Source organism: Citrobacter sp. Ce119 (assembly GCF_030334525.1).
Lineage (GTDB): Bacteria > Pseudomonadota > Gammaproteobacteria > Enterobacterales > Enterobacteriaceae > Citrobacter > Citrobacter europaeus.
The window spans coordinates 26,008-43,439 of record NZ_JAOWDR010000060.1 but is presented as its reverse complement, the minus strand read 5'-3'; the positions used below and the strand labels follow the sequence as shown (position 1 = coordinate 43,439).

The following is a 17,432-nucleotide window of genomic DNA, read 5'->3' as shown; positions in this document are numbered from 1 at the left end:
TCTCCACTCAATAAACAAAAGTAAAAATTCAACTTGATGCTATTCTGCGGCAGTTAAGTGGCGTTAAAATGCGCAATGCTCACGCAATATAGTTAAGGGAGTTAAGTAAATGCAGCGTTCGGGGTTCAACAACGCCAGGGTACGTCAGGCGAATAAACAGATTTTTCTGTCACATCTGTGGCGGGAAAAGCAGCTCAGCAAGTCACAGCTGGCGCAGCTCACCGGCCTGTCGATCCCGGCGGTTAGCAATATCCTCGAAGAGCTGATGGATGAAGGGAGAATCAGCCATTCGCGAGAAACCTTAAGCCAGCGTGGTTTGAGCAGCGGCAGTTATCATTTGCCAGAAAAAGGCGCCTGGACGCTGTGTATCAACGTCACCCCCACCAGCATCACCAGTCAACTGGCGGACGCGCGGCTGGTTGCCGTCGGTGACTGGCAGCATGAAGTCATCAACCCCGAGTCGCCAAAAGCGCTGCTGACAGCATTGGCGGCGCACTGGCGGGAATACCGTCGACAATTTCCTGATGTCACGATTAATCTGGCGCTTGGCGTTCACGGTCAGGTTGATCCGATAACCGGCGCATCAAAAACCATGCCTCAGGCCCCGTGGAAAACACCGGTGGAGATAAAGTATCTGCTGGAGGAGATGCTCGGCGTACAGGTCCGGCTGGACAATGACTGCGTAATGCTGGCACTGGCGGAAAAATGGCAAAACCCGGCGGCTAATGGTGATTTTTGCGTGATTAACGTTGATTACGGTATTGGTTCATCGTTTGTGATTAACGATAACATCTGGCGCGGCAGTCTGTACGGCAGCGGTCAGATTGGGCATACCATCATTCATCCCGATGGGGTCGCCTGTGACTGTGGCCGTTATGGCTGTCTGGAAACGGTGGCGTCCTTGAGCGCATTGAAAAAACAGGCCCGCGTGTGGATGAAATCGCAGCCGTCATCCCTTTACGACCCGGAAACGCTCACCACCGACCAGCTTATTGCTGCCTGGCAGAACGGTGATGTACGCATTCAGGCCTGGGCCGAACATGCCGCTAGCGCCATCGGGCTGAGTTTATATAACTTTTTGAATATACTGAACATTAATCAAATATGGTTGTATGGCCGTAGCTGCGCGTTTGGCGATAGCTGGCTCAATACGCTGGTGCAGCAAACCGGGTTTAACCCGTTCGATCACGGCGATAACCCGCGTGCCAGAGCGACTCAGATAAGCTTCGGTCAGCTTAACCGCGCCCAGCAACTAATGGGGATTGGCTATCTGTATGTCGAGTCACAGCTTAGCGAGCTATAGCCATTACTCCGTCAGGCTCACCGCTAAACGTTCATGTACCGTGGCGATCAAATCGGTCAATGCCGGTTTGATTGGCCCTTTTTTCCACGCCATCAGCAGGGCAATGGTCGGGACATCGCCCACACCAGGGCGAAAAACCACCTGTCCGGTATTAAAATTATTCATATAACCGGGTATCAAAGTCCCCTCCAACCCAGACCGATGCGCAGAAAGCAATCTGGTTTAACTCACAGGATGGCGTGATTATCGGGGCAGTAACGTTGAATCAGGGGCGAGAAATACGTTTATTGAGAAAATGGATTCAGGCAAAGAAAAAGCCGCCAGCGGCGGCTTTAGCGATGAAACAATCTTACTTAAGTGAATATAGCTGCCGGATAAGGTGTTTACCCCGCCATCCGGCAATCCGTATTACTTACGCGTAGACCGGGAAGCGTGCGCAGATATCCAGCACTTTACCTTTGACGCGCTCGATAACGGCTTCGTCATTGATGTTGTCCAGAACGTCACACATCCAGCCAGCCAGCTCTTTCACTTCCGCTTCTTTGAAGCCACGGCGAGTCACAGCCGGGGAACCGATACGGATACCGGAGGTCACAAACGGGCTCTTCGGATCGTTCGGCACGCTGTTTTTGTTAACGGTGATGTTAGCGCGACCCAGTGCGGCGTCAGCTTCTTTACCGGTCAGGTTTTTATCAACCAGATCCAGCAGGAACAGGTGGTTTTCAGTACCGCCAGAAACCACTTTGTAGCCACGGTTCAGGAACACTTCCACCATCGCTTTGGCGTTTTTGGCAACCTGCTGCTGGTAAACCTTGAACTCAGGCTCCATCGCTTCTTTCAGCGCCACGGCTTTCGCCGCGATCACGTGCATCAGTGGGCCGCCCTGCGCGCTTGGGAACACAGCGGAGTTCAGTTTTTTGTACAGCTCTTCGTCACCGCCTTTCGCCAGGATCAGGCCGCCGCGCGGACCCGCCAGGGTTTTGTGGGTGGTGGTGGTCACAACGTGTGCGTGTGGAACCGGGTTCGGGTAAACGTCTGCGGCAATCAGGCCGGCAACGTGCGCCATGTCAACGAACAGATATGCGCCGATGCTGTCAGCGATTTCACGCATTTTTGCCCAGTCAACAACACCGGAGTAAGCAGAGAAGCCGCCGATGATCATCTTCGGCTTGTGCTCTTTGGCCTGCTTAGCCATGTCTTCGTAGTCAATTTTACCGGACTCATCAATACCGTAAGGGATGATGTTGTACAGTTTGCCGGAGAAGTTAACCGGGGAGCCGTGAGTCAGGTGGCCGCCTTGCGCCAGGTTCATACCCAGAACGGTATCGCCCGGTTGCAGCAGAGCAGTGTACACGGCAAAGTTAGCCTGAGAGCCGGAGTGCGGTTGTACGTTAGCGTAGTCAGCGCCAAACAGCTCTTTTGCACGATCGATAGCCAGTTGCTCAACGATATCAACGTACTCGCAACCGCCGTAGTAGCGCTTGCCCGGATAACCTTCAGCGTATTTGTTGGTCAGCTGAGAACCCTGCGCCTGCATAACACGCGGGCTGGTGTAGTTTTCGGAGGCGATCAGTTCGATGTGCTCTTCCTGACGTACTTTTTCCTGCTCCATAGCCTGCCACAGTTCGGCATCATAATCGGCAATGTTCATTTCACGCTTTAACATCCGCATCTCCTGACTCAGCTAACAAGTAAATTTTGGCCTGAAAAGGCAGTCTTCCAGGACTTCGGCCAACAGTATAACCGAATCATTCTTCGATAACAGGTCTTGACAAAGGATTTTACGCAAACGATTACCTTCACGGCACACAAGGCTTTGGAGAACAAAGGTCTGCTGAATTTCAACGGATTTCTTTTCAGGTTTGTGATGCAGATTTTTCACGATGTAACCTTTACAACGCAAAGTTACAAAGAACCATTTACAATGCAGGGGTATTTTTTATAAGATGTATTTGACATACATCATTAAAGTCTCAGATAAAGGAAGACCGTATGCTTGACGCACAAACCATCGCTACAGTGAAAGCCACCATTCCCCTGCTGGTTGAAACAGGCCCGAAGCTGACCGCTCATTTCTACGATCGCATGTTTACGCATAACCCAGAGCTGAAAGAAATCTTCAACATGAGTAACCAGCGTAATGGCGATCAGCGTGAAGCGTTGTTTAATGCCATTGCCGCGTATGCCAGCAATATCGAAAACCTGGCGGCGTTGTTGCCAGCCGTTGAGAAAATCGCGCAAAAACATACCAGCTTCCAGATTAAACCGGAGCAGTACAACATCGTGGGTGGCCATTTGCTGGCAACGCTGGACGAAATGTTCAGCCCAGGTCAGGAAGTTCTGGATGCGTGGGGCAAAGCATACGGCGTGCTGGCGAACGTTTTCATCAACCGTGAAGCGCAAATCTACAGCGAAAATGCCAATAAAAATGGCGGCTGGGAAGGTACCCGTCCTTTCCGCATCGTGGCAAAAACCCCGCGTAGTGCACTCATCACCAGCTTTGAGTTTGAACCTGTCGACGATGGCGCAGTGGCTGAATATCATCCGGGGCAATACCTGGGCGTCTGGCTGAAGCCAGAGGGTTTCCCGCATCAGGAAATTCGTCAGTACTCACTGACCCGTAAACCCGATGGCAAAGGCTATCGAATTGCCGTGAAGCGTGAAGACGGTGGTCAGGTTTCCACCTGGCTGCACAACCATGCAAATGTTGGCGACGTTGTTCACTTAGCTGCACCTGCGGGCGATTTCTTTATGGATGTCGCGACCGATACTCCTGTGTCTTTGATTTCCGCAGGCGTGGGCCAGACCCCGATGCTGGCGATGCTGGATACGCTGGCAAAAGCGCATCATACGGCGCAGGTTAACTGGTTCCACGCGGCAGAAAATGGCGATGTACACGCCTTCGCCGATGAAGTGAATGAACTGGGCAAAACGCTGCCACGCTTTAGCGCACACACCTGGTATCGTGAGCCAACCGAAGCCGATCGCGCGAAAGGTGCGTTTGATAGCGTTGGTCTGATGGATTTGAACAAACTGGAAGGCGCAATCAGCGATCCGGCGATGCAGTTTTATCTGTGCGGTCCGGTTGGCTTTATGCAGTTCGCCGCGAAGCAGTTGGTCGGTCTGGGCGTGAAAAACGAGAACATTCATTACGAATGTTTCGGCCCGCATAAAGTGTTGTAATGTATTACGCGAGCAGGCCGGATAAGGCGTTTACGCCGCCATCCGGCAACCACTCTGCCTGATGCGCTACGCTTATCAGGCCTACAAATTAACGGCGCGGCTTAGATTGCCGCGTCGTCTTCTTCGCCGGTACGGATACGAATAACACGCGCCACATCGAAGACAAAAATCTTACCGTCACCGATCTTACCGGTCTGGGCAGTACGAATAATAGTGTCAACGCAGGTATCGACGATGTCGTCGGTGACCACAATTTCAATTTTTACCTTCGGCAGAAAATCCACCATATATTCCGCACCACGGTACAACTCGGTATGGCCTTTCTGACGGCCAAACCCTTTGACTTCTGTTACAGTCATACCGGTAATGCCGACTTCTGCCAGCGCTTCGCGGACGTCGTCCAGCTTGAAGGGTTTAATAATCGCATCAATCTTTTTCATGGTTTTCCTGTCGTTTTTATCGCGTAACCGGTTGCTCACCGTATCATAAATCAGTCGTATTTACGGTGCTACTCTTTAAAGTCGTTTGCATCCAGCTCATGTCGAGAAAGCAATTTATAGAATTCGGTGCGGTTGCGCCCCGCCATTCGCGCTGCGTGGGTCACATTGCCCTTGGTGATTTGCAGCAGCTTACGCAGGTAATTGAGCTCAAACTGGTTACGCGCTTCAACAAAGGTCGGCAGCGCGGTGTTCTCCCCTTCCAGCGCCTGCTCCACCAGCGCGTCGCTGATTACCGGCGAAGAGGTCAACGCCACGCACTGCTCAATCACGTTAACCAACTGACGCACGTTGCCCGGCCAGCTTGCGGTCATTAACCGTTTCATAGCATCGGTCGAAAAGGCGCGCACGAACGGTTTGTGTCGTTCAGCAGACTGACGCAGCAGATGGTTTGCCAGCAGCGGAATATCTTCCGTACGCTCGGCCAGCGCTGGGATCTTCAGGCTCACCACGTTGAGGCGATAGTATAAGTCCTCGCGAAATTCACCTCGCGCCATCGCTTTGGGCAAATCACGGTGAGTGGCGGACACGATCCGCACATCAATGTCGATATCGCGGTTACTGCCCAGCGGTCGGACTTTTCGCTCTTGCAATACGCGCAGCAATTTAACCTGCAACGGCGCGGGCATATCGCCAATCTCATCAAGAAACAGCGTCCCACCCTCCGCGGCCTGAAACAGCCCTTCACGATTGCTCACCGCACCGGTAAAAGCGCCGCGCGCATGACCAAACAGTTCGGACTCGAGCAGTTGTTCCGGCAACGCACCGCAGTTAATGGCAATAAAAGGCTTGTGGCTACGCGGGCTGGCGTTGTGAATGGCCTGGGCAAACACTTCTTTCCCGGTGCCGCTTTGGCCGTTGATCAATACGCTTACGTCCGATTGCGCTACCATACGCGCCTGTTCCAGTAGGCGCAGCATCAGCGGACTGCGGGTGACGATGGACTCACGCCAGCTGTCATCAGTGGCAGGCGCAGACTGTTCCAGCGCCCCGTCGATCGCGTGGTACAACGCGTCTTTATCGACCGGCTTGGTGAGAAAGCTGAACACCCCTTGCTGCGTCGCCGCCACGGCGTCAGGGATGGAGCCGTGCGCGGTGAGGATAATAACCGGCATTCCTGGCTGAACTTTCTGGATTTCAGTAAACAGCTGCATGCCATCCATTTCATCCATACGCAGATCGCTAATAACCAGATCCACTTTTTCACGGTTCAGCACCCGTAACCCTTCCTGCCCACTTTCCGCGGTCACGACGCTATAACCTTCGCTGGTCAGTCGCATTCCAAGTAATTTCAACAGGCCTGGATCGTCATCCACCAGCAGCAGATGCGCGGGCTTACGGCTTATCATGGCGTGACCTCATCAGCAGACGGCGCTGCGCTTTCCTCGTTATCAGGCAGGGTGAGTTTATCGTTCCCGTGCGACGCATCGGGGTTATAGCTACCAGCAGGTTTGCGCGTGGAAAGCTGGCGTTCAATATCGGTCAGATTCTCCAGCTTGCGGGTCGTGAGATCGAGCTGGGACTGTAAATGCTGTTGCTGTTCACGCAGCGTATCAAGATCGCTGTCTGACGCTTGCTGCAGCTTGCTGTAGCGCATACGCTCTTCGGCAAGCTGCAGCTGCAACGTCTGGCTGCTGCGCCAGACCTGATACAGCGGGCGAACCTGTGGCGGAATTTGCGGGCTTAATGCGTCGAGGCGCGTAACAGCCTCCCGTCTTTCAGGTGGCGTAATATTGGCGTTATCGAGCAGGATCCCACGCCTGAAAGCCTCCTGCCAGGTATCTGGCACCATCATACTGGCTTCACTGCGCGCCTGTACCGGCATCAGGCGATTGGCGCAATCCATCGCCCGCAGCCAGTACAGCGGATTGGTGTCTGTGGGCTGACCAGACAGCGACCAGATATCGCTACAGTCGGTTGCCAGGTAGTCCGCCAGTTGATGAGGCGGAATTTTCTCCTGCGAGGGGTCGCCGATAATATGATTCACCGCGTTCGGAACGCAACCTACCAGCGCCAGGCACGGCAGGCTTGCGAGGATGACGCGGCGGAAAAAATGTCGTTTAAGCATTCGGACAACAACGTATGGCATACTCACCAGACTTAGGTTTATTTTAGTGATTTTTCGCAGCAGATAGCGGCAATTCTATGCGAAAACAAACATTTTGCGCATGGTCATCAACCAGATACAGTTTGCCCCGCATACGGCGGATGCAATCTCTGGCAATGCTCAGCCCCAACCCGCTTCCTTTTACCGCCCCTTTTCGCTGATGGCTACCCTGGAAAAAAGGCTCGAAGATCATGGCCTGTTCTGCTTCTGGAATCGGCGTGCCGGTATTCATTACATCAATGTATACCATTGAGCCATGCAAACTGCTGCGGATCCAAATGTTACCGGATTCAGCGCCGTAGTGCACCGCATTGGAATAAAGATTGTCCAGTACGCTCATTAATAGCATCGGTTCTGCCAGACAGGCGTTCACCGCAAGCGCAACATCAGTATGTATCATTTTGGCGCGAGCGGGCAGGCTGTGCGCAGAAACAACGCTTTCCACCAGCGGCGCGATTTCCACACTTTCAAGCTCAACCTCGTCATCCGCCAGCTTGCGGTTGTAATCGAGAAGCTGTTCAATCAGCTTTTGCAGGTTGCGGCTACTGTCATCGAGAATACCGACCACCTCTTTTTGCTCCGGCGTTAACGGTCCAACCACCTGATCGGCTAACAGTTCGGTCCCTTCACGCATGCTCGCCAACGGCGTTTTCAATTCATGGGAAAGATGGCGTAAAAACTGATGCCGTTGCGACTCAAGCCAGGAAAGACGTTCGCTCAGCCAGATAATGCGCTGCCCCACGGAACGCAGCTCCCGGGGGCCGGTAAATAATACGCTATCGCCCAGCGAGCGCCCTTCTCCCAGACGATTAATCATTTTTTCTATGCCCTTCACCGGACCGATTATCATGCGGGTAAACAGCAACACCATCGCCAGGCTGACCAGAAACAGCACCAGTGCCTGCCAGCCAAAGAACTGCCCACGTTCGGCTATTTCCTGCTGGAGCTGCTGCCCACGAGAAAAGACGACGGTGCGCGTCGCTTGTACCATGTCGGTGTTGGCACTGGCGAACGCTTCCAGCCGCGCGGCCGCCACACTGTCAGGACCGCTGTTATTGCACTGCAACTGCGCGAGATCGTTAATGTCCTGTCGCAGTGCCTGGTAAAGCTTGGTGTCTGGCAACACGCCCGCATGCGCATCCAGCATGTCGCTGTAGCGTTTACGCTGACTCTGATAAACCTTAGCCAGCGTGGGGTCATCCAGCACACAATATTGCCGGTAGCTACGCTCCATCTCCAGCGCGGCATTGGTCATCGCTTCGCTGCGTCTGGCGTCAATCAGCGTGGTGCGGTTCGTCAGCGCCGCCTGCGCGCTCAGGGCATTCAGACTTTGCCACGCCTGCCAGGCCAAAACTAACAACGGCAGCAGGATAAGCAAAAATGCCAACGTCACCAATTGACGTAAAGATCGGGGGAAAACTGACCAGCGCTTCAAGGCGTTACTCTCAACGGACAGGAATAGGTTGATGCTAACTGAGGGGAACGCCAGATACAACAAAGCCGGGATCAACCCGGCTTTGTTGTGAAATAAGGCGGTGCCTAACTCGACGTTTCGCCCGAAGGTTGATATGAGCAACGCTAATATCAGATGTTGGACGGCAGGCACCTTGTTGTGCGTCATTCGAAGTTTATGTAGCACGTCCCTAAGGGGCTGACATAAGAAGGTGAATGAGCCACTGAGCGATATTATGCAGCATCTGTGCCAATATTCAAAACACTTTATTAACACAATGATAAATATGGAAAATGTGATTATTCATATGAAAAATGATTTTGGCTGTTTTTTGCACTTTATGTCGCCAATCAGCAACACCTGTAGCACTTAAAAACAAATTCATTTTAAATCAAATAATTAAATGTCTCTTTTTGGCGACAGCTCACCCCCACCCATGTCGGGATTTCCCGACACTTTGCTTTTAGGCGTAAGCGCTGAGTTTATTGCCGGATGGCAACAAAAGCGCCTTATCCAGCCTACAACACAAAAAAGCCCCTCACGGAGAGGGGCTTGATGACGATTGAACTAATTAGCCGAGCTGTTTACGCGCGTTGCGGAAGATACGCATCCACGGGCTGTCCTCGCCCCAGTTTTCCGGATGCCAGGAGTTGCTCACGGTACGGAACACGCGTTCCGGGTGCGGCATCATAATAGTGACGCGACCATTTTCTGTGGTAACGGCTGTAATACCGTTTGGCGAACCGTTCGGGTTAGCCGGATAGGTCTCGGTCACCTTACCGAAGTTATCAACGTAGCGCAGCGCCACCAGACCTTTGCTCTCAAGCTGAGCCAGATGCGCGCCGTCACGCACTTCCACACGACCTTCACCGTGAGAAACGGCAATCGGCATCATCGAACCCACCATATCGGCAAGCAGTAAAGACGGGCTTTGCGTCACTTCGACCAGGCTGAAGCGCGCTTCAAAGCGGTCGGAATGGTTACGCACAAAACGCGGCCACAGGTCGCTTCCCGGGATCAGTTCACGCAGGTTAGACATCATCTGACAACCGTTACATACCCCAAGCGCCAGCGTTTGCGGACGATGGAAGAAGGTTTCGAACTCATCACGAACGCGGTTATTGAACAGAATCGATTTCGCCCAACCTTCCCCTGCGCCGAGTACATCGCCGTAAGAGAAACCGCCGCAGGCTACCAGCGCCTGGAAGTTACCCAGACCGATGCGTCCGCCCAACAGGTCACTCATATGCACATCGATGGCGTCAAAGCCCGCACGGTGGAAGGCTGCCGCCATTTCAACGTGGGAGTTCACGCCCTGCTCACGCAGTACGGCCACTTTTGGACGCGCACCGGTGGCGATGTACGGCGCGGCAACATCTTCGTTGATATCAAACGACAGTTTAACGTTGAGGCCTGGATCGGCATCGTTAGTTTTAGCGTCATGTTCCTGATCGGCACACTCAGGGTTATCGCGCAGACGCTGCATCTGCCAGGTGGTTTCCGCCCACCACATACGAAGCTGTGTGCGGCTTTCGCTGAACACATTCTGACCATTGGCGCTCAGAGTGAAACGATCACCCGTTACCGCCTGACCAAGATAGTGCACGCAATCCGCCAGCCCGTGAGCAGCCAGAGTCGCTTCTACCGCTTCACGCTCAGCAGCGCGAACCTGGATAACCGCGCCCAGCTCTTCGTTAAACAGCGCCGCCAGACGATCGTCGCCCAGAGTGCTGATATCAACCTCAATACCGCAGTGCCCGGCGAAGGCCATTTCAGCCAGCGTCACCAGCAGCCCACCGTCGGAACGGTCATGGTAGGCCAGCAGCTTACGCGCAGCAACCAGCGCCTGAATCGCGTCGTAGAAGCCTTTCAGTTGCTCAACGTTACGCACATCGGCAGGCTTATCGCCCAGTTGACGGTAAACCTGCGCCAGTGCCGTAGCCCCCAGCGCATTATTACCGAGACCGAGGTCAATCAGCAGCAGGGCATTGTCTTCGGTAGAGAGTTGCGGGGTAATAGTGTGGCGCACGTCTTCCACGCGGGCAAAGGCGGTGATCACCAGCGACAGTGGTGAGGTCATTTCACGCTGTTCATTACCTTGCTGCCAGCGGGTTTTCATCGACATAGAGTCTTTGCCCACCGGAATGGTCAGGCCAAGCGCCGGACATAATTCTTCCCCAACGGCTTTTACCGCTTCGTACAGGCCGGCATCTTCACCAGGATGACCCGCAGCCGCCATCCAGTTAGCCGAAAGTTTAATGCGTTTGATATCGCCAATCTGCGTTGCAGCAATGTTGGTCAGCGCTTCACCTACCGCCAGACGCGCAGAGGCCGAGAAATCCAGTAATGCAACCGGCGCACGCTCGCCGAGAGACATCGCTTCACCGTAATAACTATCCAGGCTTGCGGTAGTGACCGCGCAGTTGGCGACCGGAATCTGCCACGGACCAACCATCTGGTCACGCGCCACCATGCCGGTAACGGTACGGTCGCCGATAGTCACGAGGAACGTTTTCTCTGCAACAGTCGGCAGATGCAGCACGCGGTTAACCGCATCTGCAATCGAGATTTCGCCACGATTCAGGGCATCGCCTTTGGCTTTCAGCGTCTGCACATCGCGGGTCATCTTCGGCGTTTTACCCAGCAGCACATCGAGCGGCATGTCGATCGGCTGGTTGTTGAAGTGGCTGTCGCTGAGCGTGAGATGCTGTTCTTCGGTGGCTTCACCGATCACCGCATACGGCGCGCGCTCACGCTTACACAGTTCATCAAACAGCGGCAACTGGTCGGCGGCAACCGCCAGCACGTAGCGCTCCTGGGATTCGTTGCACCAGATTTCCAGCGGGCTCATGCCCGGCTCGTCGCTAAGAATATCGCGCAGTTGGAACTTACCGCCGCGACCGCCATCACTGACCAGCTCCGGCATAGCGTTAGACAGGCCGCCCGCGCCCACGTCGTGGATAAACAGGATCGGGTTCGCATCGCCCATCTGCCAGCAGCGGTCGATAACTTCCTGGCAACGACGTTCCATCTCAGGGTTGTCACGCTGCACGGAAGCGAAATCCAGATCGGCATCAGACTGGCCGGAAGCCATAGAGGAAGCAGCCCCGCCGCCAAGACCGATGTTCATCGCCGGACCGCCAAGGACGATAAGCTTAGCGCCAACGACGATCTCACCTTTCTGCACGTGATCGGCGCGGATGTTACCGATCCCGCCCGCCAGCATGATCGGTTTATGGTAGCCGCGCAGCTCTTCGCCGTTGTGGCTGTTCACTTTCTCTTCATAGGTACGGAAGTAGCCGGTCAGCGCCGGGCGACCAAACTCGTTGTTAAACGCCGCGCCGCCCAGTGGCCCTTCGGTCATGATATCCAGCGCGGTAACAATACGGTCCGGCTTACCAAAGTCTTCTTCCCACGGCTGTTCAAAGCCAGGAATACGCAGGTTGGAAACGGAGAAGCCCACCAGCCCGGCTTTCGGTTTTGCACCGCGACCCGTTGCGCCCTCGTCGCGGATTTCACCGCCGGATCCGGTTGCCGCGCCCGGCCACGGAGAGATAGCCGTCGGGTGGTTGTGAGTTTCAACCTTCATCAGGATGTGGGCTGGCTCCTGATGGAAATCGTAGCGACCCGTTTTGTGGTCGGCAAAATAGCGGCCCACTTCGGAACCTTCCATTACCGCGGCGTTGTCTTTATAGGCAGACAGAACGTGGTCCGGCGTGGTTTCGAATGTATTTTTGATCATCTTGAACAGCGACTTCGGCTGCTGTTTACCGTCGATGATCCAGTCGGCGTTGAAAATCTTGTGGCGACAGTGCTCGGAGTTGGCCTGCGCAAACATGTACAGTTCAATGTCGTTCGGGTTGCGCCCCAGTTTGGTGAACGCATCCTGCAGATAGTCGATTTCGTCTTCCGCCAGCGCCAGACCCAGACGCAGGTTAGCGTCGATCAGCGCCTGGCGTCCCTCACCCAGCAGATCAACGCTGGAAACCGGCGCAGGCTGATGATGAACAAACAGTTTTTCGGCATCGTTCAATGCAGAAAAAACCGTTTCCATCATGCGGTCGTGCAGTTCATCGGCAACCATCTGCCATTGCTCAGCGGTCAGCGTCGAGGCTTCGACATACCAGGCAATACCACGTTCCAGACGGCTAATCTGTTGCAGGCCGCAGTTATGGGCAATATCAGTCGCTTTAGAAGACCACGGGGAGATGGTGCCGGGGCGAGGGGTAACCAGCAGCAGTTTGCCTTCAGGGGCGTGGCTGTGCAGAGCAGGACCATATTTCAGCAGGCGTGCAAGCTGAGCGTGCTCATCCTCATTCAACGGTGCATTCAGATCGGCAAAATGGACGTACTCGGCGTAAATATTGTGGACCTGGAGGTTGGCAGCCTGAAAACGTGCCAGCAGTTTGTTAATACGGAATGCAGACAGTGCAGGTGAACCACGCAGAATTTCCATCATAAGTCTCTCGTCTTCTAAGCTTTCGGTGTGCCCAAGTGGGGAAACGGGCGTCATTATAAAGAATCTACCGCGCCGACGAAACCGTTTGCGTCGAAATAAAATCACGACCTTCTCTTATCATCAAATGCGGTCTGGTTTCTGAATAAGTTGCCAACTGACGCAAGTTTAAGCAAAATGCCGCTCATTAATGACGACTTCACTTCTTAATCAACACCACAGCAGGCAGAGACAACGTACGGTTCAGAGAATTAACTAATTGAAAAAATTAAAGATTAATTATCTGTTCATCGGCATATTAACGCTGTTGTTGGCAGCGGCCCTCTGGCCATCAATTCCCTGGTTCGGTAAAGCCGAAAATCGTATCGCCGCCATTCAGTCGCGGGGAGAGCTGCGCGTCAGTACCATCGACTCACCATTAACTTACGCGACCCTCAACGGCAAAAAATTCGGTCTGGATTATGAACTGGCCCAGGAGTTCGCCAACTACTTAGGCGTGAAGTTAAAAGTCACCGTGCGCCAGAATATCAGCCAGCTTTTTGACGACCTCGATAACGGTAATGCCGATCTGTTAGCCGCAGGCCTGGTCTATAACAGCGAACGGGTGAAAAATTATCAGCCCGGCCCGACCTATTATTCGGTTTCACAACAGTTGGTGTATCGGGTTGGGCAATACCGCCCACGCACGCTTGCCACCGTGAACGAAAATCAACTGACCATCGCCCCGGGGCACGTGGTGGTTAACGATCTCCAGTTGCTTAAAGAGAAAAAATTCCCCGAGCTGAGCTGGAAGGTTGACGACAAAAAGGGCACGACTGAACTGCTTGATGATGTTATCGCCGGAAAGCTGGATTACACCATTGCCGATTCCGTCGCCATCAGCTTATACCAACGCGTACACCCTGAGCTGGCCGTGGCGTTGGACGTCTCTGACGAACAGCCGGTGACCTGGTTTAGTCGTCTGGACGATGACAATACGCTTTCTGCCGCCCTGCTGGATTTCTTCAACACCATGAATGAAGACGGTTCTCTGGCACGGCTGGAAGAGAAATATCTCGGGCATGGCGATGATTTTGACTATGTTGATACCCGCACCTTTTTGCGCGCCGTAGACAGCGTGTTGCCAGACCTTAAGCCGCTGTTTGAGAAATATGCGCAAGAGATAGACTGGCGACTGCTCGCCGCTATCTCGTATCAGGAATCACACTGGGACGCGCAGGCCACATCCCCAACCGGCGTACGCGGACTGATGATGCTGACCAAAAATACTGCTCAAAGTCTCGGGCTGACCGACCGTACAGATGCTGAACAAAGCATTAGCGGCGGCGCGCGATATTTGCAGGACATGATGAGTAAAGTGCCGGATACCGTCCCCGAAGGGGAACGCATCTGGTTTGCGCTCGCAGCCTATAACATGGGTTATGCGCACATGCTGGATGCACGGGCGCTGACGGTGAAAACCAAAGGCAATCCGAATAGCTGGTCCGACGTAAAACAACGACTGCCGCTGCTCAGCCAAAAGCCGTATTACAACAAGCTGACCTATGGTTATGCGCGCGGCCACGAAGCCTACGCCTATGTAGAAAACATCCGTAAATACCAGATTAGCCTGGTGGGGTATCTGCAGGAGAAGGAGAAACAGGCGCTGGAAACGCAGCAACTGGCGCAAGATTACCCGGCTGTAACACCAGCAGAGCTATTAGGTAAAGATGAATTCCCGCTTTCGGCGTTTCTGTCTCAGACGTCGTCAAACTACCTGTCGCACTCGCCTTCCCTGCTGTTTTCACCGCAGAAAAAAGAGGATAAGTAGTCCTGGTGGCGCTGATAAGCGCAGCGTCATCAGGCAATCAGAGCGACATTTACAAACTGGCGGATTTTTTCAGGGCTTTGATTTCCTGCCGGCGCATGCGGAAGAAATCGCTGAGCAGCGTGGCGCATTCATCCCGTAGCACTCCTTCGGTTACTTCAACCCGATGATTCATTCCAGGGTGATGCAGCACATCCATTAATGACCCGGCAGCTCCGGTTTTCGCATCGCGCGCGCCAAAAACGACCCGACCAATACGACTGTGCACCATCGCGCCAGCGCACATCACGCACGGTTCCAGAGTGACGTACAGCGTGGCATCCAACAGCCGGTAATTTTGCAGCACCAGGCCACCCTGACGCAGCGCCATAATTTCAGCGTGGGCAGTCGGGTCATGGTGACCAATCGGACGGTTCCAGCCTTCGCCAATCACACGGTTGTTATGTACCAATACCGCGCCCACCGGGACTTCACGCTCATCCCAGGCGCGCTTAGCCAGCGTTAGAGCATGACGCATCCAGTATTCGTGACTAAATTCAACTTCAGACAAAGAGGTTACTCCACTAATAAAAGCGGACGCATTATACCCGTCATGCTTTAAATTGCATGTGCGTTGGCTTCATTCGAGTTGTTGCAGTTCTCCGCGCGGCGTGACGCGCCAGCGGTGCTGGCAAAAAGAGAGCAGCGGATTGTCCTGATTACTGTCGCTGTAGCCACTGTATAGCTGTAACGGCGCGCCAATGTGGCTTTCAAGCTGCGTCACTTTCTCATGGCCCAGGCAGCGCAGAGGCAACACCCACCCGCCGTATCCCCGCGCCATTTTGCTGGCGATCAGATTGACACGCGGTAACCACGGCGTGTCGAAGTAAACCTGCTCGACCAGTGACTGCGGGGAGCCTGTGATAAGCCAGATATCAGCGTCAGAGCTTAACAGGTAAGTTGTCAGCCGCTGTTGCACGAGCGGAAACGCCGTCACGTTACCACGAAACCAGCGCACAAATTCGGCCTGATGCGCTTTCAGACGCGCCTCGCTACGACCAAATGTGCATCCCCACAGCAGCAGGCTCATTGGCCAGCGCGCGGCGCGTCCTTTTATCAACAACGCCAGCGCAATCACCGGTAACAAAGGTAGCACAAGCAGCGCATTCAGCGGCTGGCGTCGCAGCAGATAACGAATGAAACTACCGAACATATCCTGCTGGTGTAACGTGCCATCTAAATCAAAAAAGACAACGCGGCGCTGGTGATTGGTCAAACCTTATTCCTCTGGATCGTTGAACCCCAATAGCCAGGTAAACAGGAACCCGGCGATAACTGCTACCAGATAGCCTAACAGATAGAACATCACTTTTCCGGCAACAATCGTTAGTGCCAGCGGTAATCCGGAGATGCCAAAGGTGATGACCGTCGCTACCTTCCAGTAGCTAATCAGCGCCCCGCCTACCGCTCCGCCAAGGCAAGCGCCGATAAACGGCTTACCCAACGGCAGCGTGACACCAAAAATCAGCGGCTCGCCAATCCCCAGCAGTCCGACCGGCAGCGCCCCTTTGATCACTTTCTTTAGCCGCGCATTGCGGGTTTTCATCAAAACCGCAATCGCAGCACCTATTTGCCCAACCCCCGCCATCGCCAGGATAGGAAAGAGCGCGTTATAACCGTGCGCCTGAACCAGCTCAACGTGGATAGGTACCAACCCCTGATGAAGCCCGGTAAGCACCAACGGCAGAAAGGTTCCCGCCAGCACGGCACCGACCAGGAAGCCGCCGCGATCGATAGCCCAGGATGCACCGTGAGCGATAGATTCAGAAATCCAGCCGCCAAGCGGTTGCAGCGCTACAATCGCGATGATTCCGGTAATGATAGTAGTCAGCAGCGGGTTAAGGATCAGCTCCAGCGATTCCGGCAACAGCACGCGGAATTTGCGTTCGATCCAGCACATCAGCGCCACCACCAGTAGTACCGCGATCACCCCGCCGCGCCCCGGCTGCAGCGCTTCGCCAAACAGGGTAATTTGCGCCAGCTGCGGACTGGAGAGGATCCCCGCCATCACCCCACCCATCGCCAGAGAGCCGCCGAAGACTTTGGCGGTATTCACCCCAACCAGAATATTCATGATGGCAAACACGGCGCTGCCGAATATGCCCATCAGACCCAGCATATTCGGATAGTGGGTCGCAAAATCCCCGACGATGTCCGGTCGCTTAAGGATGTTAATAATGCCGGTAATCAAACCGGAGGCGATAAACGCCGGAATAAGAGGGATAAAGACGTTCGCCAGCTTGCGCAGCGCATCGCTCATGGGCGCTTTGTACTTCGCTTTGGCCTCTGACTTCGTGCGCTCGATGTCATTGGCGTCTGCTCGCTCGCCGCCATCGGCAATCAGGGAACGCATAGCATCCACCACTTTGGCGGCTTTACCGGGACCGACGATAATCTGGTGCTGTGCGCCCTGCTTCACGTAACCGCTAACACCGGGCAGTTGCCTGAGGCGAGGGATATCAATCTGTCCGTCATCCTGAACTTCCACTCTGACGCGGGTCATACAGTTTTCCAGGCGCAGAATATTCTTTTCTCCGCCAACGCCCAGCAGAATGTCGCTGGCCAGCACCGCCGTCTTATCCATATA

The 17,432-nt window shown here is 54.2% G+C and carries 12 protein-coding genes and 2 pseudogenes; 4 read left to right on the top strand and 10 right to left on the bottom strand.

The genetic code is table 11. The annotated features are described in order from the left end of the window. Positions 1-109: 109 nt before the first annotated feature. Positions 110-1,303, top strand: a complete 1,194-nt coding sequence (locus OGV80_RS20595; protein WP_047409478.1) for an ROK family transcriptional regulator — start codon at positions 110-112, stop codon at positions 1,301-1,303. A gap of 3 nt (positions 1,304-1,306) precedes the next feature. On the opposite strand, the pseudogene OGV80_RS20590 reads toward OGV80_RS20595, so the two are convergent. Further along, a pseudogene (locus OGV80_RS20590) lies at positions 1,307-1,498 on the bottom strand (transcriptional regulator); the annotation flags it as partial. A gap of 5 nt (positions 1,499-1,503) precedes the next feature. Here OGV80_RS20590 and OGV80_RS20585 point away from each other — a divergent pair. Continuing rightward, positions 1,504-1,725 (top strand): annotated as a pseudogene (locus OGV80_RS20585) (oxidoreductase C-terminal domain-containing protein); the annotation flags it as partial. Here the strand turns inward: OGV80_RS20585 and glyA are convergent. Beyond that, positions 1,716-2,969, bottom strand: coding sequence for a serine hydroxymethyltransferase (gene glyA, locus OGV80_RS20580; RefSeq protein WP_043017209.1), 1,254 nt, complete (start codon positions 2,967-2,969; stop codon positions 1,716-1,718). The pseudogene OGV80_RS20585 and the gene glyA sit on opposite strands and share 10 nt — an antisense overlap. Before the next feature lie 326 nt (positions 2,970-3,295). Here glyA and hmpA point away from each other — a divergent pair, with 326 nt between their 5' ends. Further along, positions 3,296-4,486, top strand: a complete 1,191-nt coding sequence (gene hmpA, locus OGV80_RS20575; protein WP_286515659.1) for an NO-inducible flavohemoprotein — start codon at positions 3,296-3,298, stop codon at positions 4,484-4,486. 101 nt (positions 4,487-4,587) lie between these two features. Here hmpA and glnB read toward each other — a convergent pair whose 3' ends face one another. The 5 genes from glnB to purL form a co-directional block, all read right to left on the bottom strand. Beyond that, positions 4,588-4,926 (bottom strand): nitrogen regulatory protein P-II, encoded by a 339-nt coding sequence (gene glnB, locus OGV80_RS20570; protein WP_002914032.1) that lies wholly within the window; start codon positions 4,924-4,926, stop codon positions 4,588-4,590. 68 nt (positions 4,927-4,994) lie between these two features. Next, positions 4,995-6,329, bottom strand: a complete 1,335-nt coding sequence (gene glrR, locus OGV80_RS20565) for a two-component system response regulator GlrR (protein WP_304502307.1) — start codon at positions 6,327-6,329, stop codon at positions 4,995-4,997. Beyond that, on the bottom strand, positions 6,329-7,072 hold the full coding sequence (gene qseG / locus OGV80_RS20560) for a two-component system QseEF-associated lipoprotein QseG (protein WP_200001016.1): 744 nt from the start codon (positions 7,070-7,072) through the stop codon (positions 6,329-6,331). Before qseG ends, glrR begins: the two co-directional genes overlap by 1 nt. Positions 7,073-7,094: 22 nt before the next feature. Continuing rightward, the gene (qseE, locus tag OGV80_RS20555) at positions 7,095-8,525 is read right to left on the bottom strand and encodes a two component system sensor histidine kinase QseE/GlrK (protein ID WP_105179687.1); all 1,431 of its coding nucleotides are present in this window, start codon (positions 8,523-8,525) and stop codon (positions 7,095-7,097) included. A gap of 589 nt (positions 8,526-9,114) precedes the next feature. Continuing rightward, positions 9,115-13,002, bottom strand: a complete 3,888-nt coding sequence (gene purL / locus OGV80_RS20550; protein ID WP_043017213.1) for a phosphoribosylformylglycinamidine synthase — start codon at positions 13,000-13,002, stop codon at positions 9,115-9,117. A 256-nt stretch (positions 13,003-13,258) separates the two neighbouring features. Between purL and mltF the strand changes: the two genes are divergently transcribed. Further along, the gene (gene mltF, locus OGV80_RS20545; RefSeq protein ID WP_043017214.1) at positions 13,259-14,809 is read left to right on the top strand and encodes a membrane-bound lytic murein transglycosylase MltF; all 1,551 of its coding nucleotides are present in this window, start codon (positions 13,259-13,261) and stop codon (positions 14,807-14,809) included. A gap of 49 nt (positions 14,810-14,858) precedes the next feature. Here the strand turns inward: mltF and tadA are convergent, their stop codons facing one another. From tadA to OGV80_RS20530, 3 genes are read right to left on the bottom strand one after another with little or no spacing between them, the layout of a single operon-like run. After that, the gene (gene tadA / locus OGV80_RS20540) at positions 14,859-15,374 is read right to left on the bottom strand and encodes a tRNA adenosine(34) deaminase TadA (protein ID WP_072033356.1); all 516 of its coding nucleotides are present in this window, start codon (positions 15,372-15,374) and stop codon (positions 14,859-14,861) included. Between the two features lie 51 nt (positions 15,375-15,425). Continuing rightward, positions 15,426-16,061 carry a phosphatidylglycerophosphatase C gene (gene yfhb, locus OGV80_RS20535; RefSeq protein WP_286515657.1) on the bottom strand — a complete coding sequence of 212 codons (636 nt, stop codon included), beginning with the start codon at positions 16,059-16,061 and terminating at the stop codon, positions 15,426-15,428. Between the two features lie 3 nt (positions 16,062-16,064). Beyond that, the gene (locus OGV80_RS20530) at positions 16,065-17,429 is read right to left on the bottom strand and encodes a PTS transporter subunit EIIC (protein ID WP_087052425.1); all 1,365 of its coding nucleotides are present in this window, start codon (positions 17,427-17,429) and stop codon (positions 16,065-16,067) included. Positions 17,430-17,432: the final 3 nt, after the last annotated feature.

Coding starts and splice junctions, on each gene's coding strand:
- OGV80_RS20530 (WP_087052425.1), bottom strand. CDS start 17,429: ATGGATAAGACGGCGGTGCTGGCCAGCGACATTCTGCTGGGCGTTGGC.
- hmpA (WP_286515659.1), top strand. CDS start 3,296: ATGCTTGACGCACAAACCATCGCTACAGTGAAAGCCACCATTCCCCTG.
- OGV80_RS20595 (WP_047409478.1), top strand. CDS start 110: ATGCAGCGTTCGGGGTTCAACAACGCCAGGGTACGTCAGGCGAATAAA.
- purL (WP_043017213.1), bottom strand. CDS start 13,002: ATGATGGAAATTCTGCGTGGTTCACCTGCACTGTCTGCATTCCGTATT.
- glyA (WP_043017209.1), bottom strand. CDS start 2,969: ATGTTAAAGCGTGAAATGAACATTGCCGATTATGATGCCGAACTGTGG.
- glnB (WP_002914032.1), bottom strand. CDS start 4,926: ATGAAAAAGATTGATGCGATTATTAAACCCTTCAAGCTGGACGACGTC.
- qseG (WP_200001016.1), bottom strand. CDS start 7,072: ATGCCATACGTTGTTGTCCGAATGCTTAAACGACATTTTTTCCGCCGC.